Origin of the sequence: Natronolimnohabitans innermongolicus JCM 12255 (assembly GCF_000337215.1) — an archaeon.
GTDB lineage: Archaea > Halobacteriota > Halobacteria > Halobacteriales > Natrialbaceae > Natronolimnohabitans > Natronolimnohabitans innermongolicus.
In genome coordinates, this window is the sequence record NZ_AOHZ01000051.1 from 19,872 (window position 1) to 43,658 (window position 23,787).

The 23,787-nt window shown below is 65.8% G+C and carries 24 protein-coding genes and 1 pseudogene; 13 read left to right on the plus strand and 12 right to left on the minus strand.

Translation table 11 applies throughout. The features are described 5' to 3' along the window. Positions 1–23 precede the first annotated feature (23 nt). On the plus strand, positions 24–473 hold the full coding sequence (locus tag C493_RS11370) for a DoxX family protein (protein WP_049889318.1): 450 nt from the start codon (positions 24–26) through the stop codon (positions 471–473). A 197-nt stretch (positions 474–670) separates the two neighbouring features. Here the strand turns inward: C493_RS11370 and C493_RS23435 are convergent, their stop codons facing one another. After that, positions 671–829 (minus strand): DUF7556 family protein, encoded by a 159-nt coding sequence (locus C493_RS23435; RefSeq protein ID WP_007259584.1) that lies wholly within the window; start codon positions 827–829, stop codon positions 671–673. A gap of 138 nt (positions 830–967) precedes the next feature. Between C493_RS23435 and C493_RS11375 the strand changes: the two genes are divergently transcribed. Both C493_RS11375 and glyS read left to right on the plus strand, forming a co-directional pair. Then, positions 968–1,822, plus strand: a complete 855-nt coding sequence (locus C493_RS11375; RefSeq protein ID WP_007259585.1) for a CBS domain-containing protein — start codon at positions 968–970, stop codon at positions 1,820–1,822. Then, positions 1,815–3,638, plus strand: coding sequence for a glycine--tRNA ligase (gene glyS / locus C493_RS11380; RefSeq protein ID WP_007259586.1), 1,824 nt, complete (start codon positions 1,815–1,817; stop codon positions 3,636–3,638). Before C493_RS11375 ends, glyS begins: the two co-directional genes overlap by 8 nt. 830 nt (positions 3,639–4,468) lie before the next feature. Here glyS and C493_RS24225 read toward each other — a convergent pair. From C493_RS24225 to C493_RS11395, 4 genes and pseudogenes are all read right to left on the minus strand, one after another. Next, a pseudogene (locus C493_RS24225) lies at positions 4,469–4,567 on the minus strand (IS5/IS1182 family transposase); the annotation flags it as partial. A gap of 421 nt (positions 4,568–4,988) precedes the next feature. Continuing rightward, positions 4,989–5,843, minus strand: a complete 855-nt coding sequence (locus tag C493_RS11385) for a ribose-phosphate diphosphokinase (protein WP_007259587.1) — start codon at positions 5,841–5,843, stop codon at positions 4,989–4,991. 69 nt (positions 5,844–5,912) lie between these two features. After that, on the minus strand, positions 5,913–6,398 hold the full coding sequence (locus tag C493_RS11390) for a hypothetical protein (protein WP_007259588.1): 486 nt from the start codon (positions 6,396–6,398) through the stop codon (positions 5,913–5,915). Between the two features lie 88 nt (positions 6,399–6,486). Next, a complete protein-coding gene (locus tag C493_RS11395) occupies positions 6,487–7,440 on the minus strand; it encodes an HVO_0234 family beta-propeller protein (protein ID WP_007259589.1) in 954 nt (317 codons plus the stop codon). Positions 7,441–7,680: 240 nt separating this feature from the next. On the opposite strand from C493_RS11395, the gene C493_RS11400 reads away from it, so the two are divergent. Beyond that, entirely contained in the window at positions 7,681–8,097 is a 417-nt protein-coding gene (locus C493_RS11400) for a hypothetical protein (protein ID WP_007259590.1), read from the plus strand. A gap of 92 nt (positions 8,098–8,189) precedes the next feature. Here C493_RS11400 and rpiA read toward each other — a convergent pair whose 3' ends face one another. The 3 genes from rpiA to C493_RS11415 are packed head-to-tail and all read right to left on the minus strand — an operon-like array spanning position 8,190 to position 10,742. Continuing rightward, positions 8,190–8,897 (minus strand): ribose-5-phosphate isomerase RpiA, encoded by a 708-nt coding sequence (gene rpiA / locus C493_RS11405; protein WP_007259591.1) that lies wholly within the window; start codon positions 8,895–8,897, stop codon positions 8,190–8,192. 52 nt (positions 8,898–8,949) lie between these two features. Then, complete coding sequence (locus C493_RS11410; RefSeq protein WP_007259592.1) at positions 8,950–9,807, minus strand: ABC transporter permease; 858 nt, start codon at positions 9,805–9,807, stop codon at positions 8,950–8,952. Beyond that, positions 9,804–10,742, minus strand: a complete 939-nt coding sequence (locus tag C493_RS11415; protein ID WP_049889319.1) for an ABC transporter ATP-binding protein — start codon at positions 10,740–10,742, stop codon at positions 9,804–9,806. Before C493_RS11415 ends, C493_RS11410 begins: the two co-directional genes overlap by 4 nt. Before the next feature lie 386 nt (positions 10,743–11,128). On the opposite strand from C493_RS11415, the gene C493_RS23635 reads away from it, so the two are divergent. The 7 genes from C493_RS23635 (at position 11,129) to C493_RS11450 (ending at position 16,635) form a co-directional block, all read left to right on the plus strand. Continuing rightward, the gene (locus C493_RS23635; protein ID WP_007259594.1) at positions 11,129–11,560 is read left to right on the plus strand and encodes a TMEM14 family protein; all 432 of its coding nucleotides are present in this window, start codon (positions 11,129–11,131) and stop codon (positions 11,558–11,560) included. 59 nt (positions 11,561–11,619) lie between these two features. Further along, a complete protein-coding gene (locus tag C493_RS11425) occupies positions 11,620–12,027 on the plus strand; it encodes a DUF5788 family protein (protein ID WP_007259595.1) in 408 nt (135 codons plus the stop codon). Between the two features lie 52 nt (positions 12,028–12,079). After that, positions 12,080–12,925, plus strand: a complete 846-nt coding sequence (locus C493_RS11430; RefSeq protein WP_007259596.1) for an ABC transporter ATP-binding protein — start codon at positions 12,080–12,082, stop codon at positions 12,923–12,925. Then, on the plus strand, positions 12,925–14,295 hold the full coding sequence (locus C493_RS11435) for an ABC transporter permease (RefSeq protein WP_007259597.1): 1,371 nt from the start codon (positions 12,925–12,927) through the stop codon (positions 14,293–14,295). The genes C493_RS11430 and C493_RS11435 overlap by 1 nt, the downstream gene beginning before the upstream one ends. A gap of 79 nt (positions 14,296–14,374) precedes the next feature. Beyond that, positions 14,375–15,514, plus strand: coding sequence for a thiamine ABC transporter substrate-binding protein (locus tag C493_RS11440; protein ID WP_007259598.1), 1,140 nt, complete (start codon positions 14,375–14,377; stop codon positions 15,512–15,514). Positions 15,515–15,681: 167 nt separating this feature from the next. Further along, a complete protein-coding gene (locus C493_RS11445; RefSeq protein WP_049889320.1) occupies positions 15,682–16,014 on the plus strand; it encodes a DUF7521 family protein in 333 nt (110 codons plus the stop codon). 75 nt (positions 16,015–16,089) lie between these two features. Next, a complete protein-coding gene (locus C493_RS11450; protein ID WP_007259600.1) occupies positions 16,090–16,635 on the plus strand; it encodes an SHOCT domain-containing protein in 546 nt (181 codons plus the stop codon). 59 nt (positions 16,636–16,694) lie between these two features. On the opposite strand, the gene C493_RS11455 is transcribed toward C493_RS11450, so the two are convergent. Both C493_RS11455 and C493_RS11460 read right to left on the minus strand, forming a co-directional pair. After that, positions 16,695–19,076, minus strand: coding sequence for an ATP-dependent DNA helicase (locus C493_RS11455; protein ID WP_007259601.1), 2,382 nt, complete (start codon positions 19,074–19,076; stop codon positions 16,695–16,697). 200 nt (positions 19,077–19,276) lie between these two features. After that, entirely contained in the window at positions 19,277–20,296 is a 1,020-nt protein-coding gene (locus tag C493_RS11460; RefSeq protein WP_007259602.1) for a CPBP family intramembrane glutamic endopeptidase, read from the minus strand. 110 nt (positions 20,297–20,406) lie between these two features. Between C493_RS11460 and C493_RS11465 the strand changes: the two genes are divergently transcribed. Further along, positions 20,407–20,646 carry a DUF7127 family protein gene (locus tag C493_RS11465; protein ID WP_007259603.1) on the plus strand — a complete coding sequence of 80 codons (240 nt, stop codon included), beginning with the start codon at positions 20,407–20,409 and terminating at the stop codon, positions 20,644–20,646. Between the two features lie 105 nt (positions 20,647–20,751). Here the strand turns inward: C493_RS11465 and C493_RS11470 are convergent, their stop codons facing one another. Continuing rightward, entirely contained in the window at positions 20,752–21,351 is a 600-nt protein-coding gene (locus C493_RS11470; protein ID WP_007259604.1) for a metal-dependent hydrolase, read from the minus strand. A 287-nt stretch (positions 21,352–21,638) separates the two neighbouring features. Between C493_RS11470 and C493_RS11475 the strand changes: the two genes are divergently transcribed. Then, complete coding sequence (locus C493_RS11475) at positions 21,639–22,214, plus strand: DUF1684 domain-containing protein (protein ID WP_007259605.1); 576 nt, start codon at positions 21,639–21,641, stop codon at positions 22,212–22,214. A 501-nt stretch (positions 22,215–22,715) separates the two neighbouring features. Here C493_RS11475 and C493_RS11480 read toward each other — a convergent pair. After that, entirely contained in the window at positions 22,716–23,396 is a 681-nt protein-coding gene (locus tag C493_RS11480) for a class I SAM-dependent methyltransferase (protein ID WP_007259606.1), read from the minus strand. Between the last annotated feature and the right edge of the window lie 391 nt (positions 23,397–23,787).

Below are 23,787 nucleotides of genomic sequence, written 5' to 3' on the forward strand. Positions count from 1 at the left end.
CCGTTCCTCTATCAGGTTACACGATGTTAGTTGCTATCGAAACCGTACCGTTGCAGACGTTCGACGGCCCCTTCGCCGACGAGTTGTTCTTCGCGGGCCGCGTCATCTTCGGCCTCGTACTCGCGTTTACCGGACTGAATCACTTCCTCGACCTCGAGAACATGGCCGGCTACGCCGAGTTCAAGGGCGTCCCGGCGCCGAAACTGTCGGTCGTCGCCTCCGGCGTCGTGTTGATCGCGGGCGGGCTCGGCGTCGCACTCGGGGTCTTCCCGGCGCTCGCGGCGGCCGCGCTCGCGGGCTTCCTGCTCGTGACGACGCCGATGATGCACGACTTCTGGGCCGCACCCGAAGAAGAGCGCCAGACCGAGATGACCCACTTTCTGAAGAACGTCGGCCTGTTCGCGGCGTCGATCGCACTGCTGGCCGTCAGCGCGCTCGAGTGGCCGTACGCGCTCGGGCTGACGGTTTTCTGAGCGAGTCTGACGCTGACGAGGACTGAAAACTGAATTTCCGCGGTTCGTCCGTAATCGACGTCGACGGACGGGACGGCGCCACGTTGCCGTAGCGTCGCCAGTCAGTCGGCTCACTCCTGGGACCGTGACTTCTCTCGGCCGCCCGCGACGGTCCGCGAGAGCGGTTTGCGCCGTCGCGTCGTCCCGTCCCCACCCCCTTATCGCCAGGCCGTAAGCGTCGGCGCGTCGGTCGCCTGCATCGAGAGCCAGGCCCCGTCGGCCGAAATATCGGCGATGACGTAGTTCGTACTCGAGTCGCTCGAGTCGATCGAACCGACGATGGTGTCGGACGTCATGACGTGGGGGTTCGTCGCCATGTATGTGAGTGTCACCCACTCATATATAAACTCGTCGAATCGAACGGACACGTCAATTGGTTGAATGGCTGCGGACGACCGGCGACTCCGGTCTGCGAAACACTGGGTTTATACTCATTTTCGCCGTATCGATGGGATATGAACGTAGCCGACGCGATGACGGCCCGCGAAGACGTGGTAACGGTGGAGCTTCCGGGCACCCGCTCGGACGTCCTCGAGTACCTCCAGGAGAAATCGTTCTCGTCGGTGCCGGTCGTCAAACCCGGCGACGACGGCCTCGAGTACCGCGGAATCGTCTCCCGCGAAGAACTGATCAAACAGCCCGACGAGGACCAGCTCGTCATGCTGATGGACGACGAAGTTGTGACGACGACGGCCGACACCGCCCTCGAGGACGCCGCGCGGACGATGGTCGAGGAGGGGGCGCGTCGCGTTCCCGTCGTGGACGGCGAGTTCGAGGGAATCATCACGGTGACCGACGTGATCCACGCCATCGCGACGGGCGACCAGGAGACCGACGGCACCGTCGAGGGCTACGCGAGCACGGACGTGAACACGACCTACGAAGGCGCGCCGTTGCCCGTCGCCGAGCGCGGACTGTACTACGCGAACGTTCCGTACACGGTCGTACTGGACGACGACGGCGATGTCAGCGGCGTCCTGACCGAAGTCGACATCATCGACGTCGCACGCATCGTCGAGGGCGAAGAGGAGACGGGCGACAATTTCCCGGACCAGGACTCCGAGTGGTCCTGGGAGGGAATCAAGGGCGTCGGGAGCCGCTACCTGCCCACGCGGGACATCGAAATCCCCGCGGAGACGGTCGGCGAGTTCATGAGCGACGACGTCGTGACGGTCGCCGCGAGCACGTCGATTCAGGAGGCCGCCCAGCGGATGATCAGCAACGACATCGAGCAGATCCCGATGGTCTCCGGCGAGCAGTTGGTCGGTATCGTCTGTGACGTGGATCTGCTGGAGGCGCTCTATGAGTGAGGACACCGCGGCCGACGGCGACGCGGCGACGAGCGAGAAACTCGTCGAACTCGCCAAGCGCCGGGGGTACTTCTTCCAGTCCAGCGGCGCCTACGGCGGCGTCGGCGGCTTCTACACCTTCGGTCCGCAGGGCGCGTCGCTGAAGGGCAACCTCGAGGACGCCTGGCGCGACCGTTTTGCCGTCGCCGAGGGCAACATGGAGATCGACGCGCCGACGATCATGCACGAGCCCGTCTTCGAAGCCTCGGGCCACCTCGACGGCTTCGACGACATGCTGATCGAGTGTCCCGAGTGCGGGACGAGCAGCCGCGCGGACCACCTCGTCGAGGACAACACCGAGTACGAGGACGCCGAGAGCCTCCCAATCCCGGAGGTCGAGGAGGTCATCGCCGAGTACGAACTCTCCTGTCCCGAATGCGGCGCGGGGCTGGCCGGCGTCGCCGTCGAGGACTTCAACCTCATGTTCGCGACGAACATCGGCCCCGGCGACGCCCAGCCGGGCTACCTGCGGCCCGAGACGGCCCAGGGCATCTTCGTCGAGTTCCCCCGACTCAAGGAGTACGCTCGAAATCAACTGCCGTTCGGCGTCACGCAGATCGGGCGCGCCTACCGCAACGAGATCAGCCCGCGCCGGTCCATCATCCGCACGCGGGAGTTCACGCAGGCCGAACTCGAGTACTTCATCGACCCCGAGACCGACGACCCCGACCTCGAGTCCGTCGCGGACGTCGAGGTGAGCCTGTATCCCGCGAGCGAGCAAAACGCCGCGGACGGCGACGAGATCGAGACCACGATCGGCGACGCCGTCGAGGAGGGGATCATCTCGAGTCCGTGGGTCGCGTACTTCCTCGGCGTCGCCAAGCCGTGGTACGAGGCGGTCGGCGTCGACATGGACCGATTCCGGTTCCGCCAGCACCTCTCGGGCGAGCGCGCTCACTACGCCAGCGACTGCTGGGACGCGGAAAGCGAGATAGACGGTAATTGGATCGAGATGGCCGGCTTCGCCTACCGCGGCGACTACGACCTCTCGAAACACGAGGAGTACTCCGACGATCGGTTCACGATCTTCAAACAGTACGACGAGCCCAAAACCGTCGAGCGCGCCACCGTCGACCCCGATATGAGCTATCTCGGCCCCGAGTTCGGCGGCGACGCCCAGGCCGTCGTCTCGGAACTCGAGGATCTCGCGGCCCGCGATCGGTCCGCGTTCGAGGGCGACAGCGTCGAGATCGACCTCGAGGGCGAGACCCACGAGATCCCCGTCGAAAAAACCGGCTTCGCGGTCGAGGAACAGACCGAGGCCGGCGAGCATATCACCCCCCACGTCGTCGAACCCTCCTTCGGCGTCGACCGACTCGTCTACACCGTCCTCCACCACGCCTACCGCGAGGACGAGGTCGACGGCGAGGAGCGCACCTACCTCGACCTCGAGCCCGAGGTCGCGCCCACGTTCGTCGGTGTCTTCCCGCTCCAGAGCGACGACGAGCTCGAGGCGCAGGCGAACGACATCGTCGCCGACCTGCGCGCGGAAGGGCTCTCCGTTACCTACGACGACTCGGGGAACATCGGCCGGCGCTACCGTCGCCAGGACGAGGTCGGCACGCCGTTTTGCGTGACCGTCGACTACGAGACGATCGAAGAGCGCGAGGCGCAACGCGCCTCGGATAGTGCGAGCGGCGATGAGCCGCGAGCAGACGAGACGACCGTTACCGTCCGAGAACGCGACACGACGAACCAGAAGCGACTCCCCGTCGACGACCTGGCCGAGACGCTGGCGGCGATTCGCGAGGGCGACCTCGAGTTCGAGTCGCTGTAGCGGTCGTCGAGGGTGTCGTAGAACAATTGGCACACCAAAGAGCAGGGTGAACGCTGTGATGAATGAGCCCAGTGACTCTGCTCTCTGGCATAATATAGTAGCCACTGAAACGATTTACACACTGATCGCAACGCCGTACTGCGATCAGGTGTGCATTGACGTTCAGTGGCTACTATAACTATTCTATGACGCCCTCATTTTCACTTAAACTATGGGATTATGGGTTTTTAGCTTTCGAATGGACAGGTCCCAATAGGATTCAACTCGTCGGACCCGCCAACACAACGATCTCCTGTTGGCTTTCCGGCCAAAACTGAATCTTCGCTTTGGATGCGGGCACTCCACCACCATGTTGGACAGGCCACGAGAATACCAGGCTGTCCCACTGATCACCCTCATCGATAGTAATAGTTAGCGCTCCCGGGATGCCGTCAAATGAGATCGTTTCGTCAGCGGAATTCGCTTCGAGTTCGACCGCTTCAATATGGAAGAATTTGCCAGGTCGTTCTCCGATATGGATGTGAAACGTTCTGGAAGTGGACTGATCGTAATTGTATACTGCGATCGAATACTCTCGGTTATCATCCGAACCGAACCCAAGCGATGTACAGCCAGCGATTGCTCCGCTAATGACTATCCCACTCCCGCAGAGAATTTTTCTTCGTGATTTCATATTTCACTCGATAATAGACTCTCATATGCCAAAGTAGGCTTTGGTGAATCGCCATACTGCGTTCGGATGTAGTGTCTCACTGTCTTCCTGAGATTGGTCAATCGGTTCGGTACCCCGGATTCCCAAGGGTGCAGTCACGACCGTTCCACCATGACGCCTCGAGCGACGTACTTTTCGGTGCTGTCTCCGTAGCTACGATATTCAAAAAGTCGTCTACCGAAGCTACGTCTTGCAGGGTTGCACTAGTGCTGGACACACATCTTGCACCCTGCAGCTTCCATTGTGAGGCGTTCTATGACACGCTCGTAGTCGGGTATACGGTTTCGTTATTCGGAGTTGGAGATGAAACTCGCGGCACGTACAGGCACAGGCGTTACCGCTAGCAACCGCGAGCGAACGGGCCAAGGAATCCCTCGAAGCCGCACGAACGGCGCGGCTGAGGGGGTGACGTGGTTCGAAGACGCATTGCGTCTTTCGTCATCACGAGATGGCTTTGCCGTCTCGAACGACCGTGTTTTTCATCAACGCTAAGCGGGATCGAAGATCCCGCGGGGTCGTCGGCGCTTCGCGCCGACTGCTCGAGGGACCGTCGGTCCCTCGCTGTCCGAGAGAGCTTCGCTCTCTCGGTGTTTTGCCGAGTGCGGTCGCTTCGCGACCGCACGCAGAGCAAAAGGTTGTTAGAGTTCCTCGGCGAGCGTCGGCGCGACCGAGACCGCGCTGACGCCGCGTTCGATCGTGTCGGTGCCGTAGATCGCCTCGACGCCGGCCCGGCGGAGTTTCGTAACCGCGTTGCGCGCCAGCAGCGGGTGGACACAGGTGACGAAGACGCGTCCGACGGCTCGCTCCTGGAGGACGCCGACCGCCTCGCTCATCGTCGATCCCGTCGCGATGATGTCGTCGGTGACGACGACGTCTCGGCCGGCCACGTCGACGTCGCTCGGCGTGATCTCGACCGCCGTGCCGGAGTGGCGAACCTTCTCGAAGTAGTCCGTCTCGCCGTCGCCGTAGGCGTCTCGAACGGTCTCCGCGAGGTCGATCGCGCCCGCGTCGGGCGAGAGGAAGACCGGCTCCTCGAGGCCGGCGGGCAACGGCTCGGCGAGTCGACCGGCCGCGCTGACGGCGGTCGCCGTCGGCTCGAAGAACTCGCAGACGGCGGCCTCGTGGGGATCGACGGTCAGCACGCGGTCCGCGCCGGACGAGATCGCACGCGCGACGGCCCGCGCGGAGATCGGATGCCCCGCTTCGAAGGCTTTGTCCTGGCGGGCGTAGCCCATGTAGGGGACGACGGTGACGACCTCGTCGGCGCCGGCCTCGCGGACGGCGTCCTGGAGCAAGAGCAGTTCGAGGTGGGCGTCGCTCGAGACGGTCGAGCCGACGACGATCGCGCGGTCGTCGTCGAAATCGGGTGCAGCCGCGAGCAGTTCGCCGTCGGGAAACCGGTCGTACTCGACGCCGGCGAGCGGTACCTCGAGTTCGTCTGCGAGGGCGGCGGCCAGCGCCTGCGAGGCCGAGCCGCTGACGATCGTGGTCATACTCGAGCAGACAGCGCGCGGGCTAAACCCGTTTCCGTTTTCGATTTCGATTGCGGCCGGACGGGGACGTCACTCCTCGTCGGCGTCGTCGGGATCTCGCCCGTCGTCGCAGTGACCCGGCGAGGTGTTACTCGAGTACGTCATCCGCTCGTCGTCGGTGATACGGACGAAGATGCTGAGACAGTCCGATTCGTTCCACCCCGACGGCGTGATGTCGATCGGGTCGCCCTCGTTGAGCCGCGCGGTCACGCGAAAGCCCTCGCGGTCGGCGTCCCAGTCGCGCTCGAGCGTCGCGCTGTTGCCACCCTCGAGGGTTTCGGTCTCCCACGCTTCGATCTCGCCGTCGAACTCGACGAGGAGGTCGATCGTGTGCGCCTCGTCGTCTAAGTTGTCGACGATGATCCCGCCCGACACGGTATGTGCGTCGTCTTCGGTTTGGTCGTCTTCGTCGCCGTTCTCGTCGCTAGCGTCGCTGCTACTCGTACAGCCGGCGGCGACGCCGACGAGACCGACGCCGGAGACCGCGAGCAGTCGCCGTCGTGAAATCCCACTCATGTTCGAAGTGCAAAGTATCCGGGATAGTTAAATCTCCGTCAGACGCTCGAGCCGAGATCGGCGGGAACCGCGGGGCGTGACGAGTAACTCAACCGTCGTCGGCTACGGCGAGACCGGTCACATCCCCGACACCGATCGTCTGCGAGCGCCACCGACCGCCGACGTCGTCCGGCGTCGCGGAGAGGAAGGTTCCGCGCTCGGTGACGGCGTAGACCGTCGCGCCGTAGCCGATCCCCGCAATCGGCGCGCTCGAGCGATCGTACTCGCTCCAGGACTCCGCGTCGGCGTCGTAGGCGTAGACCGTCTCGCCGGCGACCGCGTGCGCTCGGCGCAGTCGGCCGCGTTCGCTTCGCGGATCCGCGGCGACGGTCTCGAACTCGCCCTCGAGTACCGCCATCCAGCCGTTGCCGAGCTTGTAGAGGCCGTCTGCGGTCGCGGCCAGCGGAACGCCGGCCGCGGAGACGTCCCGGACGTCCGTGAGCCCGGCGTGATCGAGCGCGCCCTCGTGGACGCGGTAGACGCCGCTGTCGGTCCCAACGAGGTCGCCGTCGATCGCGCGAACCGTCGCGACGCCGTTGTGCTCGAGCGGCGTCCACTCGGCATCGACGGTCGGCGAGGAATCGCCGCTTTCGTGACCCGTTTCGACCGCGGCGGCGACCGCATCCGCCTCGAGTCGCGCGACCTCGCCGTCGGGTCCGGCGGCGATCAGTCCGCGGTCGTCGGCGCCGACGGCGACGGCAGGGCCGAAGCCGGCGTCGATGACGGGCGACTCGTCCGCACTCTCGGTCTGCGCTTCGGTGTCACGGTCGCCGTCGCGCTCGGGTCCGGACTCGAGCGCGAGCAGCCGGACGTCCTCGTCGGTCGCCATCGCGACGACGCCGCCGCCCGCGGCGATATCGCGGGCGGTACAGCGGTCACAGAGGCCGAACTCCCCGACGGTGTCGCCGGCGACCCGGACGCGAACGACGCCGATCGAACTGGCGACGTAGGCCTCGAGGGCGCCCTCCCGGTCGCCGTAGACGCGTTTTTCCTCGATATCCATACGTAACCGGTCGGGGTCGCACGCCGAAAGCGTTCTGTCTGCTGGGTGAGTCGGCGTGCCGATCGGACGGGCCACGCTCGAGTCGGATCGACTCGAGTTAGGTCGGGCCGAGTCAGGTCGAGTGGAATCGGATTTCGGTCGCGCTGCTCGCGCCTCGAGGAGGACCCGCTCGGTGCGCCGGTTGCCCGCGGACACCGGCGCAACGCACAACCACTTTGCCGAGAGCGTCGTACCCGTGCTATGCGAAAAATTCTCGCACTCGTCGCCGCCCTGCTCGCCGTCCTCGTTCCGAACCGAATCGTCGACGCCGCCGAACGACTCGCCTTCGAGGATCCCGATGCGGGTCGACTCCGGTCGTGGACGCTCCCGATGGCCAGACTCGAGGGGCTCGTCGTTTGCTGGCTGCTCGTTCGCCACCCCGCACAGACGACGATCCTCAAGCGTCCGCTCTCGGTGCTCGGACTGGCGATGGCGCTCGTCCCCCGCCAGAGCCTCTCGGTCGGCCTCGAGTTGGCCTACGAGAATCCCGACGAGCTCGAGGTGAAACCGTGGATCGGGCCGGCGACGCGGCTGCTCGGTGCGGTGTACGTCGTCGTCGGACTCGCCGCGGTTCGCGCGACCGGGCGGTCGAACAGACGACGGACGACGGACGAGTGATACGGTTTACTGTCCGTCAGTTCCGGTGCAACCGCCGTCCAGGTAGCGGTTGCGCCGATACATCGTTGCAGCAATCCGTATGAGCGGGCGCGTCAGTACTCGCGGGTCTCGACGCCCGACTCGGTACCGACGTACGTGACGTCCGCGAGATCGACGAACAGGCCGTGTTCGAGGACGCCTGGGAGTCGCGAGAGTCGCGTCGCGAGGTCGCCCGGATCGTCGATCGCACCGAATTCGCAGTCGAGCACGAGGTTGCCGTTGTCGGTGACGACCGGCCCGTCTTTGGCCCCGGCCTCGCGAAGCGTCGGCTCGCCGCCCAGGTCGCGAACGCGGTCGGCGACGACCGTGTGGGCGTCGGGGATGACTTCGATCGGGACGGCCCGCTCGAGCGTCGCCGCGAGCTTCGACGGATCGGCGACGACGACGAACCGGTCCGCCGCGGCGTCGACTACCTTTTCGCGCGTGTGTGCGGCGCCGCCGCCCTTGATGAGCGCGCCGTGGCCCGCCGACTCGGGGTCGTCGGCGACCTGATCCGCGCCGTCGATGGCGATATCGACCGTTTCGACCGCGTCGAGCGTCGTCAGCGGAATTCCGACCTCGAGTGCGAGCTGGCGCGACTGAAACGAGGTCGGAACGCCGCGGATCGTAAGGCCGTCGTCGACCGCTCGGCCGAGCGCTCGGATCGCGTGGGCGGTCGTCGAGCCCGTCCCGAGCCCGACGACGGCGCCGTCGGCGACCTCGTCGGCCGCGCGTTCGCCCGCTCGGCGTTTCGCTGCGTCGGATCCGCCTGCCGTCTTCATGGCTACTACGGCGAGCGGCGGCGGCAAAAACGTTGTACTCTCCGACGCCCGGTTAGAGATCGGCGCGACCGAACGCCCAGAGGCCGATAGCGAGCGGGAGCAGGGCCCACAGCGCGAGGATGACGAAGCCGAACCACGGCTCGGCGACCAGGGGCAGTTCGCCGACGTCGTACTGGTAGGCGTCGGCCATCGTAAACGACGAGTCGCTGAAGACGGCGCCGATAGCGGAGCCGTAGGCGGCGTCCGGCGAGATCGAAAGGAGGCTGATGTACCACTCGGGGAACTCCTCCATGAAGAACTCGCCCTCGACGAGATAGAGCGCGACCTGGACGAGGGTGCTCCAGAGGAACCAGAAAAAGAGGATGATTCCGAACGCGCCGATCGCCGCCCGCGAGGTCGATTTCGTCAGCGAGGAGACGCCGACGCCGAGACAGACGTAGACGACTCCAAACAGGATCGTCACGAGCGTAAACAGGAGATAGTCGACGATCGAGACGCTGCCGACGAACGCCAACAGACCGACGAAGCCGACGCCGAAGCCGATCAGGATCGAGACGGCGACGACCGCCGAACGACCGAGGATCTTTCCGACGACGACGTCGCGTCGCGTGTGCGGCAGCCCGAGCAGGAACTTCAGGCTCCCGCTCTCGCGCTCGCCGGCGATAGCCTTGTAGCCGACGACCAGGGCGATAATCGGCACCAGAAAGCCGGCGGACGTCTGGAGGGCGAGGACGAGTTCGATCGTCGACTGTGCGCCGTCGCCGAGTTCCTCCCCGAACAGCTCGCCGAACTCCGCGGCGAGGTAGGCGCCGCCGAGCGTGAACAGCGCGAACACCGCCGTCAGCAACATCAGTTTCCGCGAGCGGACGGCGTCCTCGAAGTCCTTCTTTGCGACCGTGACCGCGCTCATGGCGCCACCCCGCGGGCGTCGGCGTCGCCTTCGGTGTAGGCGACGAACAGGTCCTCGAGCGAGGAGCTATCGGTCGTAAAGTCCTCGACGGTGACGCCGTACTCCTCGACCGTGTGGAGGACGGTCGTCTTCGCGCTGTCCTCGCAGGTGACGAGCAGCGACGGGCCGTCGGCCTGCACCTCGCTCACGCCGTCGATCGAGCGGACGGCCTCGAGCGCACCCTCGGCGTCGTCGGGGATCCGATCGAGCTGGACGCGCAGGCGCGTCTGGGTGGGCATCGTTTCGCGGAGCCCCTCGACGGTGTCTTCGGCGATCAGGCGGCCGTCCCGGAGGATGCCGACGCGGTCGCAGACGGCCTCGACCTGACCGAGGACGTGCGAGGAGAAGAAGACGGTCGCGCCGCGTCGGTTTTCCTCGCGGATGATCTCGCGCATCTGGCGGGCGCCGTTCGGATCGAGGCCCGTGGAGGGCTCGTCTAAGATGAGCAGGTCGGGTTCGCCGACCAGCGCCGTCGCGAGCATCAGTCGCTGGGTCATCCCCTTCGAGTAGCCGCCGGCTTTCTTGTCGGCGGCGTCGGCGATGCCGACGCGCTCGAGCAGTTCGTCGGGGTCGTCGTCGGCGTCTTTCGACTCGATGGCGAACTCGACGTGTTTGCGGCCGGTCAGCCGGTTGTACGTCTCGACGCCCTCCGGGAGAATCCCGGTTCGTTCGCGGATCTCGAGCGTGTCCTCGGTGGCGTCGAGGCCGAAGACGCTGACCTCGCCGGCGGTCGGCCGGATGAAATCGAGGATCAGGTTGATGGTCGTCGACTTCCCGGCGCCGTTCGGGCCGAGGAACCCGTAGATATCGCCGGAGTGGACGGTGAGATCGAGACCTTCGAGGGCGGTTTCCGAGCCGTAACGTTTCGTCACGGAGGAAATATCAATAGCTGTCATAGCCTGCGTATCAGCGGTGTTCTTAGGCAGAATACATATATCTTGCTACAGTTTACGTCGCCGCGGCGTCGCTCCCGCTCGTTGCAAAGTACGGAGACGACAGCGGGATCGCCACCCTTCCGTGAGTCAGAGTACCGGACGAAAGATACATACCCGCTGATATGTATGTGACGGGCTAGACAGATGCACAGAAGTTCTCACCGCCGCCTCGAGGCGGGAAGTGACTACCGGCGAACGGAGGCGCAAGCGACGACTCGTGATACTGCCGGACAGCACGCGTTGCCGATCGGTCGCGCGACTGCGGTCGTCGCCGTCGGAGCCGACCGCGAATTCGCGACCGACCGCTCGCTGACTGCTGTCCGACAGCATGAGTACGGAGGTACCGAATGCTCGAGTTGACGGCGACGCTGCTGCAGGTCGAAGAAGAGATTTCGCCGGAGATGATGATCGCCAGTCTCGTCATCGGACTGCTCATCGCCGCGGGAGCGGGTTACTGGGTCTACCGCGACGCTTCCAACCGCCAGAACAACGAACTCCTCTGGGCGCTCGGTATCGGGTTCTTGCTCTTCCTGTTTCTCCCGGTCGGCCTCGTCGCGATCGTCGCGTACCTCTTGCTCCGCGGCGACGTGACCGAATCGACGGACGAACACGGCGGTGACTGGGACGCCGACTCCGGGGCCGACGACCGGGGCAGAGACACCGAAACCGACGACTGGGGATCGCCAGACGAGGGGGCGACCAACAGCTGGGACTCCTCGACCGACGACGCAGACGACTGGGGCAGTTCGCGAGACGAGCAGGACGACCGCGACTGGTAATCCGCTCGCCGACCGTTCGAGACCGAAATGTATTCTACGAGACAGTACGTGGCGCCGCTATGGACGCCGCCGAACGACGCGATCTCATCGAGCGCGCTAACCGCCAGAGCGCGACTATCGGCCAGCAACTCCCCGAGACGATCACCGTCGGCGACGACGACCTCCCGCTCGAGGAGTTCGTCATCGAGACTCGCAAGGTCGAAGGGATTCCGGACGACCTCAAACCGGTGGTCCGGGAGGCCCAGGTGGAGTTGACGAACGAGCGGAAACAGCTCGTCGACCGCCTCGAGTCGGCTCCGATCGACCGCGAGGAGGGCGAGGAGGTCGTCGAGCGCATCGTCGGCATCGACCGCGCGCGAAACGCCCTCCAGAGCCTGCGACGCGATCGATTCGGCTCGGAGGTGCAGACGGCGACGCTCGACGGTCACGAGCGCTGGCTCGAGTTCGTCGACGCGATCCGCGGGTAGCCGGGTCGTTAGGCAATTGAACCTTTTTACTTCGGGCTGTAGTCCTCGGCCCATGGCGACATCGGAGTCCGGAAGTGCCGACGGCGACGGCGGTAGTGACAGCGGCGATCACGATAGCGGTGTCGGCGGTCGCGGCTCGGCGGTCTCCCTGCAAAACGTTCGGAAAACGTACCAGCTCGGCGAACCGGTCCACGCGTTAGACGGCGTCTCCCTCGAGATACCGCGGGGGTCCTACACGGCGATCATGGGACCCAGCGGCTCGGGGAAGTCGACGCTGATGAACCTCGTGGGCTGTCTCGACACGCCGACGGAGGGCACCGTCGTCGTTGACGGCGCGGACGTGACGACGCTCGACGACCGCGAGCGGACGACACTTCGCGGAACGACGGTCGGCTTCGTCTTCCAGACGTTCAACCTCATGCCGCGGTTGACGGCCCTCGAGAACGTCGCGTTGCCCCAGCTGTTCCAGAACGTCGGCCGCGGCGAGCGCCGCGAGCGGGCGCGGGAACTGCTCGAGCGCGTCGGTCTCGCCGACCGCGAGGATCACCTTCCGAACGAACTCTCGGGGGGCCAGCGCCAGCGGGTCGCGCTGGCGCGGGCGCTGGTCAACGACCCCGCCCTCGTGTTGGCCGACGAGCCGACCGGAAACCTCGATACGGACACCGAAGACGACATCCTCGACCTCTTCGCGGACTTTCACGACGCCGGGACGACGATGGTCGTCGTCACCCACGAGCGCCACGTCGCCGAACGTGCCGACCGGATCGTCCACCTCCTGGACGGGAAACTCGAGCGGATCGAGCGGCTGGACGAGGAGACGGCGGGCACTCGAGTTCGCAGCAGCTCGAGTGCCGGAGACGAAGACGGAAACGAAAACGAAAGCGGGGCCGAGCGCTGATGCGTCCCCTCGAGAGCCTGCGTCTCTCCTGGCGCTCGATCCGTGGTCACAAACTGCGCTCGTCGCTGACGACGCTCGGCATCGTGATCGGCATCGCGGCCGTCATCGCCTTCGTCACGCTCGGCGCGAGCCTGCAGGCGGGCGTCATCGGCGACATCAGTCCAGACGACCAGCGCAACGTCTACGGCTGGGCCGCCGATCCGGACACCGAGGGCGGGCCGTTAGCCGGCGCCCAGCCGGTCTTCAGCCAGGACGATCTGGACGAACTCGAGAGCCGCGAGGAGATCGACGCGGCCTACGGCTACATGCCGATCTCGACGCAGGCGCTGGTCTACGAGGGGGAGCTATCACCCCAGAGCGACGCCCTCGTAGCGGCCGGACCGACCTACATCCGGGAGGACACGCTCGACGAGGGCCGTCAGTTCGAGCAGGGCGAGCGCGAAGCCGTGATCAACCCGGCCGTCGCGGGCCAGTTCGAGGAGGACGTCGAGGTCGGCGACGAGATCACCGTCGCCCTGCAAGGCGGCGAGCAGACGTCGGTCACGGTGGTCGGCATCACCGAAACGTCCGAAGGGCTGAGTCCGTTCGAGGGCTTCGAGCCGTCGCCGCGGATCTACGTCCCGACCGATCCCTACTACACGGAGGACGCGGCCGGTGACATTCCCGGCGGTGGTGACGGAGGCGGTACCGACGGACCCGGCGCGGGTGACGACGGTGGCGGCGGTGACGGCGGTGACGACGAAGACGCTGACGAGCAGAACGACGACGGAATCGGCGGCGGAGACGGCGACGGCGCCCTGTTCCTCGCGATCGTCGTCGAAGCCCCTACCGCCGACGACGACGACGTCGACGCCGCCCGCGAGAGCGCGCTGGCCTACCTCGAGGGCGACGACTCCGACGCCGGCGAACTGCTCGGCGACGATCTCGCGGTGACGCTCCAGACCAGCGCCGAGTTGCTCCAGCAACTCGAGGACGTCCTCTCGCTCTTACAGAACTTCATCGTCGGCATCGCGGCGATCTCGCTGCTCGTCGGGTCGATCGGAATCGCGAACATCATGCTTGTCTCGGTGACCGAACGAACCCGCGAGATCGGGATCATGAAAGCCGTCGGCGCCCAGAACCGGGAGATACTCGGGCTCTTCCTCGCGGAGGCGGTGATCCTCGGCGTCGTCGGAGCGATTCTGGGGACCGTACTCGGTCTCGTGACGGGCTATCTCGGCGTCTGGTACATCGATCTCCCGCTGGTCTACCCCTACGAGTACGTCGCGCTGGCGATCGTCGTCGGGGTCGTCGTCGGCATCGCCTCCGGCCTCTATCCGGCCTGGCGGGCGGCGCGGACGGATCCGATCGACGCGTTGCGGTACGAGTGATCGAGATCGCCACCACGTATCTGTAAGGTATTTGGTTGGTTGGGAACGAGACTTACGTTCGCCCTTCCTACACACCCGTATGAACCGTCGGAGGGTCCTGCGGACGGTCGGCGGCGCCGGCAGCGTCGGCGTCGCCGGACTCGCGGGCTGTCTCTTCGCCGACGACTCGGACGAACCGAACGAAGACGACGAGGAACCCGAGGACCCGAATCACGACGAAACGCTTCGCGTCGTCACCTACCGATCGATGGTCAGCGGACCGAACCCGCCCGGTCCCTGGCTCGTCGAGGCGTTCGAGGAGGAGTATCCCGACGCCGAACTCGAGTGGGTGGTGCCCGAAGCCGGCGTTGAACATTACCTCCAGCGCGGCGAGTACGGCGGCGAGATCGACGCCGACGTCTGCTTCGGCTTTACCGTCGGCGACCTCACGCGGATCGACGACCGAATCGAAGAGGGTGGATTGCTGCGGGAACTCAACCACGACCGGATCGACGGCGTCGATCGAATTCAGGACGGACTCGACCTCGAGGATCCGCACGGTCGGGCGCTCGCGTACGACGCGGGCTACGTCTCTCTCGTCTACGACGATACGGTCCTCGAGCCGCCCGAGGCGTTCGCGGATCTGGTCGAAAGCGAGTACGCGGATACGTTGCTAACGCACCATCCCGGCTACTCGATGCCCGGACAGGCGTTCTTGCTGTGGACGATCGCGACCGGCGGGCCGAGCGACGCGATGAATTACTGGGAGGAACTGGCCGCCAACGGCGCCCGGATTCACCGATCCTGGAGCGCCAGCTACGACGCCTATCTGGACGCCGAGCGCCCGCTCGTCGTCTCCTACTCGACCGACCCCGTCTTTGCGGCCCGCGAGGGCTACGACGAGCGCCGCCACCGAGTCGCGTTCCTCGAGGACGAGGGGTACACGCTGCCGGAGGGCATGGGCATCTTCGAGGCGGCGACGGCGCCGGACCTGGCCTACGCCTTCCTCGAGTTCGTCCTCACCGACGAGGTGCAGGCCGAACTCGCCCGGCGGAACGTCCAGATCCCGGCCGTAGAGGGTGTCGATCCCGGCCTGGGCTTTGTCGGCCTGGCCCGCGAGCCGCCGGAACCGGTCGCGACGAGCTACACCGAACTCCGCGGGGAACTCACCGAGTGGCTCACGGAGTGGGCGGATCGGTTCGACGAGCACCTCGTCGAAGAGCGCCCGCCAACCGAGTGAGTCCGCAGCGGACACTAATGGCCGAACACGTTCGCACCGTTCTTTACGAGTGAGAACGGGCGACGCCACTCAAGTACGCGGCTGCGGGAGTAGCCGATATCCGACCGGACGACGGGTCGGCGTCTCGGCGCCCGGCCGACGTCCAACAGTACTTGATACGCATGGGACTGGACGAATACGCGCTCCTGATCGCAATCACGAACACCGCGACGCTGTGTACCGGCGGCGCGGTCGCGTTGCTCTCCTATCGCGCGTTCAAACGCACGGGTTCGCAGGCGCTCCGAGCGCTCGCCATCGGCTTCGGCTGTATCGTTCTCGGCGCCGTCGGGGGTGCGATCGCACACCTCTACGGCGGGAACGTCGGCCTCGGCGTCGCGATCCAGAGCGCGTTCACCGCCGGCGGCTTCACGATCTTGCTGTACTCGCTGTACGCGGAGACCACGACGACCACGACGGTGACGATACGGCGATCCGACGAGACGGAACGGAGCGGCGATTGACGGCGGTCGAGATGGTTGTGGGCGATGCTGTCAGCTCGGCGTCACAATTATGACGATCTGTTACCACGATACAATATGGTTCGCGGCTCCTCGCGATTTCCGCTGTCCCGCCGGTGGCACGCGCGCATCGAACACTACACGCCGGACGGCGCACTCGGTCGCTGGCTACTCGGCTCGCTCGTCGGGACAGGCGGGCTCTGGATCCTCGCGCTAGCACTGTTCGACCCGACCGTCCCGGCCGGCTTGAGCGTCGCCTTTCTCGGAATGGCGGCGCCGACGCTCCTCTTTGCGGGACTCGTTCTCTGGCCAGTCTACCTCTCGCTCATCGGAACCCTCGAGTCGACCGACGAGTACGCGATCGATCGTGCGGGAATCTCGGGGGGCGACTCGAATCGAAGATCCAACGGCGACGGCGGCGAAGAACCACTCGACGACCTGAAGCGACGATACGCCGACGGCGAAATGGACGAGACCGAGTTCGAGCAGCGCCTCGAGCACCTCCTCGACGCCAATTCGAGCGATCGATCGAGCGACGGGAACGCGGATCGAACGGACGCGAGCACGGGTCTCGACGGGGACGGGGACGAGTACGAATACGAACGCGGACGCGAACGCGAGTGACGACGAAACGAGAGCGGCCGCCGGCGCTCGGCGACGGCTCGTCGCTCAGCGACGGGTCGTCACGGCTTCGTCTCGAGCCGATCCCGAAATCGATCCAGCCCCAGTCCCAGCATGTCCGGGCTGACCGGCTGGAACTCGCCGTCGTCGGGGAGGTACGGTCGAACGGAGTCCCAGCTGTCTCGAGCGTAGCGTTCGTCTAAGAGGACGCGGACGCCGACGTCGTCGGGACTGCGGATGACGCGACCGATCGCCTGCCTCGCCTTGCGGACCGCGGGGATGGTCAGCGCGTACGTGAAACCGTCGCCGAACTCGTCGTCGTAGGCTCGCCGGACCGCCTTCGTGCGCGGACTCGAGGTGTTGACGATCGGTACGCCACAGACGACGGCCGCGGCGAGGCGGTCGCCGCTGTAGTCGACGCCCTCGGTCAGCGTTCCCCGGAGGCTCGTCACGAGCACCTTCCCGTCGCCCTCGAAGAACTCGCGTTTGAGCGACTGGGTGGTCTCGTCGTCGCTGGCGGCGTCGAGAAGGACGGGTTTCTCGAGGCGGTCCTCGAGCACGCCCGCGATCCAGTCGGCCTCGGCGTAGCTCGGCATGCCGACGAGGACGTTGCCGGGCAGTTCGCCGACGTTCGTGATGGCGTCGATATACTGGGTTCGGGTCGGATTCTGGTCGCCGGGTCGGCCGCGGTTGTCGTAGGTGAACTTCGGCGCCGCGACCGCGAAACTCTCGCGGTTCTCGTCGGGGAAGTGCAGCCCGTAGCGTCGCTCGACGACGGGGCGGTCTTCCTCGCGCGCTATGTACTGGAGGCCCGTCACCTCGGTGAAGGCGTCCATCGGCTCGAGGGTCGCGCTCATCAGGATGCCGCTGCCGAAGGTAGCGAGACGCTCGCCGATGGCGTCGCTGGGGACGCAGTTGTGCAGGGCCATTCGGGCGTTGTACGCGCGGCGCCAGGAGTCGGCGGGTTCGGTGTCGTCCCAAGTGCGTTCGAGTTCGAGCTCCCGGAAGTAGTCGGTGTGGCCGCGTCGGTACCACTCGCCGAGGAGGCGGCCCACGGCGGGGGCGGCGCGGGTGCGGTCTTCGTCCTCCGCTTCGTTCAGAATCCGCTCGACCACGGCGCCGACGGCCTCGGCGCGAACCCAGTCGGCGTCGCCGTAGCCGGCCTCGCGAGCCCACTCGGAGAGTTCGTCCTCGGCGGGGACGGCGGGGTCGCGAAGCGGGATCTCCTCGTCTCGAAGGTCGGTCAGGTCCGACTCCCACCCCCTGTAGTTCCGGTCGAGATAGGCGGTGATCCGTCGGTCGAGTTCGACGCGCAGATCCTGTACGAACTCGAGGGTCCGCTCGAGTTCGTCGTAGGAGACGTCGCTGTCGTTCAGTTCCGCGCGCACGAGGTCGGCGTCGGCGGTCTTCGAACCCCCCTGTGCGTCGCGTCCCTCGCGTTCGAACTTGACCGGCTGGATGACCCGCGAGAGTTCGGTTTCGGCGTCCCGGAGCGTCGAGTCGGCGATCCCGTCGCTGACCAGATCGCGCACGCGGGGCTCGAGCATGTGTGCCTCGTCGCAGACGACGAACGTCGAGTCGTCGAGCAAGGCGCCCGTAAACGAGCCCGTGGTTCGGGGGTCGAACGCGTGGTAGTAGTTACCGAGGACGATCTCGACGTGGCCCAGAACCGCGCCCATCACCGAGTGGGGGCAGGTACCGTGGGCGGCCGAACGAGCGACGAGGTCCTCGGGGGTGATCATCCCCGCCTCGGTGAAGTCGTAGGGGACGGCCTCCGCGGCGTCGCCGTCGCTGCCCTCCTCGGGGAGGTCCTCGAGGTACTGGGCGTAGAACGGACAGTACTCCGTGGAGGCGTCGATCGGGCCGCCGTCGCTGTACTCGGGGAGGTCAGGCGGGTACGGCGTTGGTTCATCGGCGGTGCGCAAGAATGTCGCACCGCCCCCGCGGGCGCCGCTGTCGGCTAACCCGATCTGCTGGCTACGGGCCTGATCGACGAGGCTTCCCGCGGTGGTGTCGCCGCCCTCGCCGGTCAGGTCGCGCGTCCGGTCTCGGAGGGTCTCACAGCGGTCGTAGACGTTGCCGTCGTCGATGCCGGCTGCGTCCTCCCGGTTGTACGGACAGACGTCGGCCTTCCCGACCAGCGTGAGCCCCGAAACGGGGGCCGCTTCGTCGGGCAGATTCGCGTTGATCGTCTCGAGGTCCGCTTCGAACTGGCGCAGTTGCTGTTTGACGCTCGTCAGCACGAACACGCGCTCGTAGTCGGTGTCCGGATCTCGCACGAGGTCTATCCCCGCGGTGAGCGCAATCATCGTCTTCCCGGTGCCACAGGCTCCCTCGATGACCGTGTAGCCGCCGTCTCGAGCGGTGTCGACGGCGGTCTCGATACCGTCGACCTGCTCGTCGTAGGGTTCGTCGTGGCCGAAGATCGAGCGCCAGTCCGTCATTCTGCGCGTACTCGGCGGCGGTCGTCCATAGCGTTGACGAACTGCGTTGGCCGCGTTTCAGTATATAAATGTCCGGAACGTCCGCCCGGAACATCGGTGTCTGGGGTGTACGATCACGCTCACGGCGGCCGATCGACGCGAGCGGCGGTCGGGACGCGTCGCGATCGCGTATCGGTTCCCTGCCGTTCCGCCGTCTTCACTCACTGCTGCCCTCGCTCGTCGGCGCCTAACTCGTCGTCCGTCGTCGATTCGACCGCGCCCCGATCGCGGCCGTCGGTCGCGTCGGCGTCACCGTCGGTCTTCCCAGCGACGGCCCAGTTCGCCTCGAGGGACGGCGGGCCGCGGACCGCGATGGCAGCGGCGGCGAGACCGAAGACGAGGATCCCGATCGCTCCCACGGGGTTGACGACGAGCTCCGAGCCGCCCTGCGCGAAGACGATCATCGTCGCCGCGAAGGCGTTGAACGTACCGTGGAAGATCGCCGGCGCCACGACCGACCGCGCGGCGACCGCGACGTAGGTGTAGACCGGTGACATCGCGAGACAGGCCGCGGTCATCACGGCGACGCCGAGAACGGGATAGCTCGGGTAGTTGTACCCCTCGAGGATGATCGGCGCGTGCCACAGCCCCCAGAGCACGCCGATGACGGCGGAGGCACCCCAGAATCCCAGCGGTGCGAGCGCCGTCAGGAGGACGCCGCGCCAGCCGAACTCCTCGCCGAAGGCGAACACCGCGTTGAACGTCGCGCCGATCGCGACCGCGGCGACGATCGCAACGAGGAGGTTCAGCGGCCAGTCGGGAAGCGACGGCCCGGCGGGCTCACCCTCCTGGGCCGGTGCGAAGTCGGTCCCCTCACCGGTCAGCGGATTCGCGTCGGGGACGAACTCCACGCCCGGGAGCGCCAGCGCGAGGGCGGTGCCCAACAGGACGAGCACGATCGGGACGACCGCGGCGATCCCCAGCCAGCGGAATCGATTCCGCGGGAGCCGGAGGCCGGCCCGTTCGAACGACGGCGGACCGACGATACAGGTCGCGATCCCGGCGAGCATCGGCGTGAACATGTACAGCGGTGCGAGCGCGATCATGCTCACGTCCGAGAGCCGCGAGACGGCGACGACGCCGCTCGAGAGCGCCACGAGCGCGCCGAGAAAGACGGCCACCGATCGCAGATTTCGGGCCCCCGTTCCCGCATCGCCGTCGGCGTTCGACGCGACCGTCATAGCGTTCGCTATCTGTTCACAGTATGATAGATAAGCGTTACGCAAGCGGGACACTCCTCCCGGACGCTGCCAGCCTGCTTCTTTAACTCACCGAGCGCCTACTGACGGCTATGAAAGTCCCCAGCTCCCTGAAAAACGTCGATCGAGACGACGTCGTCGTCCGCACCTTCGACTACGATGACGGCAGCGTCATCGCGGTCGATTTCGGTAACTCGGCTGCGGACATCTCGATGGACATCCTCGGCTCGACCGCGATCATCCTCGCCGACGGCGAGCAGTACGAGTTCGACCTGCCGCCGGAGGCGAGCGACGTCACCGCGCGAAACGGGATCCTGACCATCGAAGAGTGACAGACCGACACCGGGTGATGCCTCTCGCGGCGTTCGAGAGGCGACCGCCTGACGGGCGTCCGAAAACCGGTTCGACCGGGCGTTCGATGGGATACCCCGACGGTATCAGGAGCGACGCGACGACTCGAGTGCCCGCTTGCACCACAGCAGGAGTTCTCTGGCGACGGGCGCCCCGTCGTAGAGCCAGATTCCGGCGGCGGCCGCGAGCATGCCCATCTGGACGAGGATGTACGTCGACGGATCGCCCGACAGTAGTTCCTGCTGGTACCGCCCGAACAGCACGGCGAACTGCTCGACGAACCCGTGACCGTGACCGTGGTCGGGAACCTGCTCCCGCCCGAGCGGCCAGAGCATGATCCAGACGTTGAACGCACCGTCCCGAACGTAGCCGTCGACGACGTCCGCCGGGAGGTGGAGCAAGTAGCCGAGTGCGAACGCGACGCCCGCTCGCGGTCGGTCGGACGATCTGGCGAGCGCGCCGACGGCGATCGACAGCGGGATCGCGAAGAAGATCGAGTGGCCGAGCGCGTAGCCGGCGTCGAAGACGCCGAACTCCCAGGCCAACGGCTTGTCGATGAGGTCGGGCAACACGGACGCGAAGACCGCGGCGAACGCGTCGAGACCGCCCGGCGACTCCCGGTAGTAGACGCGGGCGAAGAGGGAGTAGACCAGATACCCCATGATGGCGTGTTCCCAGGGCCACATCGTTACGCCTCCGTAATCCGGCCCGGTTCGGCCCCGCGATAGCAAACTGCGGACTGACCGGTCGTCGTCGTGTGATGGCGTCGCGGTCGCGGCGACGGCGAGAAGTGAAGAGACGTCATTGGCGAAGTTCCAAGTTCATAATTCGGTACCAAGAATTAATATACGTTTCTACTCGAGTTTCTTGTTTAGCCTTGTCTAATAATTGGGTCGTGGGACCGTGACTCACGCACGAGAGCCCACCGGCGTCCGAACGTAACCCCTTCCCGGACGGACGCCGAACGGTCGGTATGACCGACACCGTCGACGTCGAACAGTGGTGCGACGAACTCGAGTCGAAACGCGCCGAGAAAGACGAGTTTTTCGCCGACCACCCCCAGTCGCCGATTCCGCCGGAGGAACGCGACGAGTTCGACGGCCTGGAGTACTTCGAGCCCGATTTCGACTACCGCGTGCACGCGACCGCGACGGTCCACGACGATCCCGAGGTCGTCCTGATGGACACCACCGCGGGCCGGGAGATGCGGTACCTGCGAGTAGCGATCCTCGAGTTCGACTTAGAGCGCGAGGACGAAGACCTCGAGGACGGCACCTACGAACTCGCGGCCTACCAGCTAGAGAGCCCCAACGAGGAGCCGCTCTTCGTCCCGTTTCGCGACAAGACGACCGGTCAGCAGAGCTACGAGGGCGGCCGGTACATGGAACTCGCGCCGGATCGCGACCTCGCGGACGGCGACGAACTCGTCGTCGACTTCAACCTCGCCTACACCCCCTTCTGTGCCTACAGCGAGACGTTCGACTGCCCCCTGCCGCCCGAGGAAAACTGGCTCGAAGTGGCGATTCCGGCGGGCGAACGGTTCGAATAATCTGCGGGGAGACCTGCCGACGAGCGAGCCGCAGAAACTGACTCGAGGCGGACGCTTTCGAGTCGAACACTGTGACGAAAACCGACAGACAGCGGGCCGACTCGAGTCGAAGCCAAGGGGTTGTCAGGAGTCGGATATCTCGAGTCGAAACGGCCCCCTACAGTGAGGGGAAATGGTATCGAGACAACGCCGGATAACGCGTACTGGTGTGACTCGACACGGAACAACGCGTACTGCTGTGACTCAACGCGTCGAACACGATGACGCACCCCTCGCCGACGTCGCCGGAACAACGCGTACTGCTGTGACTCGCCGGAACAACGCGTACGACGGCCGTGGCAACAGGGAATTCCCACGTCCTCCCCAGCCGATTCGCTCGTTCCCGCCGGTCACTCGCTCATCCCTCACACGACGTCGATGATCGTCCTCGCGCTCGCTCGGACGATCAGCAGCGCGTGCCACCGCACGACGGCGTTTCGTTCGTTGTGAAAGCGACCGGCGTCAAGGTGCGACGCCGACGGTCAGCAGTGTGCCGTACTCGCGGTAGCGTTCGACCATCGCCTCGCGGGTGTCCCAATCCTCGAGCGGGAACTCGGCTTCGGCGGGGATCGTGATCTCCCGGTCCGGAATGTTGTCCTGCTCGGCCACGTGGAGACCGGCCTCGCGGAAGGCCTCGCGGTACCGCTGGCGGTCCCAACGGGTCATCTCGATCGAGATGAACTCCTGCCACTCGTGGGAGTGGACGTTCTCCTCGTAGTAGTTGACCGCACAGTAGAACGTCCCGCCGGGCCGGAGGATCCGTTCGATCTCCTCGAGGGTGTGCTCGGGATCCGGCGCGTAGTAGAACGCCTCCATCGAGAAGACGTGGTCGATCGAGTCGTCGGCGAAGGGCAACTCGTCGAAGTCGCCGACGACGTAGCCGACCGCGGGATCGTCGGTGTAGCCGGCGGCGTTGCGGGCCATCTCGGGCGAACCGTCGAGCCCGTAGACGCGACCCGCGCCCTTGGTGTCCCGGAGCGCGCGGCCGGCGTAGCCGCTGCCGCAGCCGAGGTCGAGGATCGTCTCGCCCGGCTCGACCGGCATCCGCGCCAGCGCGTGTTTGGCGGTGTGCCAGTGGCGGTCTTCCATGCCTCTGTCCCGGCCGCTTGCGGCCCAGTCGTCGAACTCCTCGCGGACGCTCATACTCGAGTGTTCACTCTCGGGAGAGAAAATGGGTTCGACTCGCCGTCGGCGCTGGGGACAGCGGTCGATCGAGCGGCCGACTCGAGCCCGAAACCGACCGATGAGTTCGAGCGAATCAGCGTCACCGACAGACTCTTTAGGATGGCCTAAAAAGAAATGGTTGGAGGAGTTTAGGCCGGCCGAAATCCCGTGGGCACCGGGCGAACGCCGAACGAACAGCTCCTGCTAGTTCGTCTTTTTGTCATAACATCCGGTAAAACCGGAATCTATATGTGTTTTAGGTTGGCCTAAAACTAGATATGCAACAGCGTGATCGCGGTAGGAAGCAGCGAACGACGATCGATCGACGGCGGTTCCTCGCCACGACGGGGGCCGCAGTCGCGGGAACAGT

Excerpts from the sequence above, each read along its gene's own strand:
- C493_RS11370 (WP_049889318.1), top strand. The coding sequence starts at position 24 with ATGTTAGTTGCTATCGAAACCGTACCGTTGCAGACGTTCGACGGCCCC.
- C493_RS23435 (WP_007259584.1), bottom strand. The coding sequence starts at position 829 with ATGGCGACGAACCCCCACGTCATGACGTCCGACACCATCGTCGGTTCG.
- C493_RS11375 (WP_007259585.1), top strand. The coding sequence starts at position 968 with ATGAACGTAGCCGACGCGATGACGGCCCGCGAAGACGTGGTAACGGTG.
- glyS (WP_007259586.1), top strand. The coding sequence starts at position 1,815 with ATGAGTGAGGACACCGCGGCCGACGGCGACGCGGCGACGAGCGAGAAA.
- C493_RS11385 (WP_007259587.1), bottom strand. The coding sequence starts at position 5,843 with ATGACCACGATCGTCAGCGGCTCGGCCTCGCAGGCGCTGGCCGCCGCC.
- C493_RS11390 (WP_007259588.1), bottom strand. The coding sequence starts at position 6,398 with ATGAGTGGGATTTCACGACGGCGACTGCTCGCGGTCTCCGGCGTCGGT.
- C493_RS11395 (WP_007259589.1), bottom strand. The coding sequence starts at position 7,440 with ATGGATATCGAGGAAAAACGCGTCTACGGCGACCGGGAGGGCGCCCTC.
- C493_RS11400 (WP_007259590.1), top strand. The coding sequence starts at position 7,681 with ATGCGAAAAATTCTCGCACTCGTCGCCGCCCTGCTCGCCGTCCTCGTT.
- rpiA (WP_007259591.1), bottom strand. The coding sequence starts at position 8,897 with ATGAAGACGGCAGGCGGATCCGACGCAGCGAAACGCCGAGCGGGCGAA.
- C493_RS11410 (WP_007259592.1), bottom strand. The coding sequence starts at position 9,807 with ATGAGCGCGGTCACGGTCGCAAAGAAGGACTTCGAGGACGCCGTCCGC.
- C493_RS11415 (WP_049889319.1), bottom strand. The coding sequence starts at position 10,742 with ATGACAGCTATTGATATTTCCTCCGTGACGAAACGTTACGGCTCGGAA.
- C493_RS23635 (WP_007259594.1), top strand. The coding sequence starts at position 11,129 with ATGCTCGAGTTGACGGCGACGCTGCTGCAGGTCGAAGAAGAGATTTCG.
- C493_RS11425 (WP_007259595.1), top strand. The coding sequence starts at position 11,620 with ATGGACGCCGCCGAACGACGCGATCTCATCGAGCGCGCTAACCGCCAG.
- C493_RS11430 (WP_007259596.1), top strand. The coding sequence starts at position 12,080 with ATGGCGACATCGGAGTCCGGAAGTGCCGACGGCGACGGCGGTAGTGAC.
- C493_RS11435 (WP_007259597.1), top strand. The coding sequence starts at position 12,925 with ATGCGTCCCCTCGAGAGCCTGCGTCTCTCCTGGCGCTCGATCCGTGGT.
- C493_RS11440 (WP_007259598.1), top strand. The coding sequence starts at position 14,375 with ATGAACCGTCGGAGGGTCCTGCGGACGGTCGGCGGCGCCGGCAGCGTC.
- C493_RS11450 (WP_007259600.1), top strand. The coding sequence starts at position 16,090 with ATGGTTCGCGGCTCCTCGCGATTTCCGCTGTCCCGCCGGTGGCACGCG.
- C493_RS11455 (WP_007259601.1), bottom strand. The coding sequence starts at position 19,076 with ATGACGGACTGGCGCTCGATCTTCGGCCACGACGAACCCTACGACGAG.
- C493_RS11460 (WP_007259602.1), bottom strand. The coding sequence starts at position 20,296 with ATGACGGTCGCGTCGAACGCCGACGGCGATGCGGGAACGGGGGCCCGA.
- C493_RS11465 (WP_007259603.1), top strand. The coding sequence starts at position 20,407 with ATGAAAGTCCCCAGCTCCCTGAAAAACGTCGATCGAGACGACGTCGTC.
- C493_RS11470 (WP_007259604.1), bottom strand. The coding sequence starts at position 21,351 with ATGTGGCCCTGGGAACACGCCATCATGGGGTATCTGGTCTACTCCCTC.
- C493_RS11475 (WP_007259605.1), top strand. The coding sequence starts at position 21,639 with ATGACCGACACCGTCGACGTCGAACAGTGGTGCGACGAACTCGAGTCG.
- C493_RS11480 (WP_007259606.1), bottom strand. The coding sequence starts at position 23,396 with ATGAGCGTCCGCGAGGAGTTCGACGACTGGGCCGCAAGCGGCCGGGAC.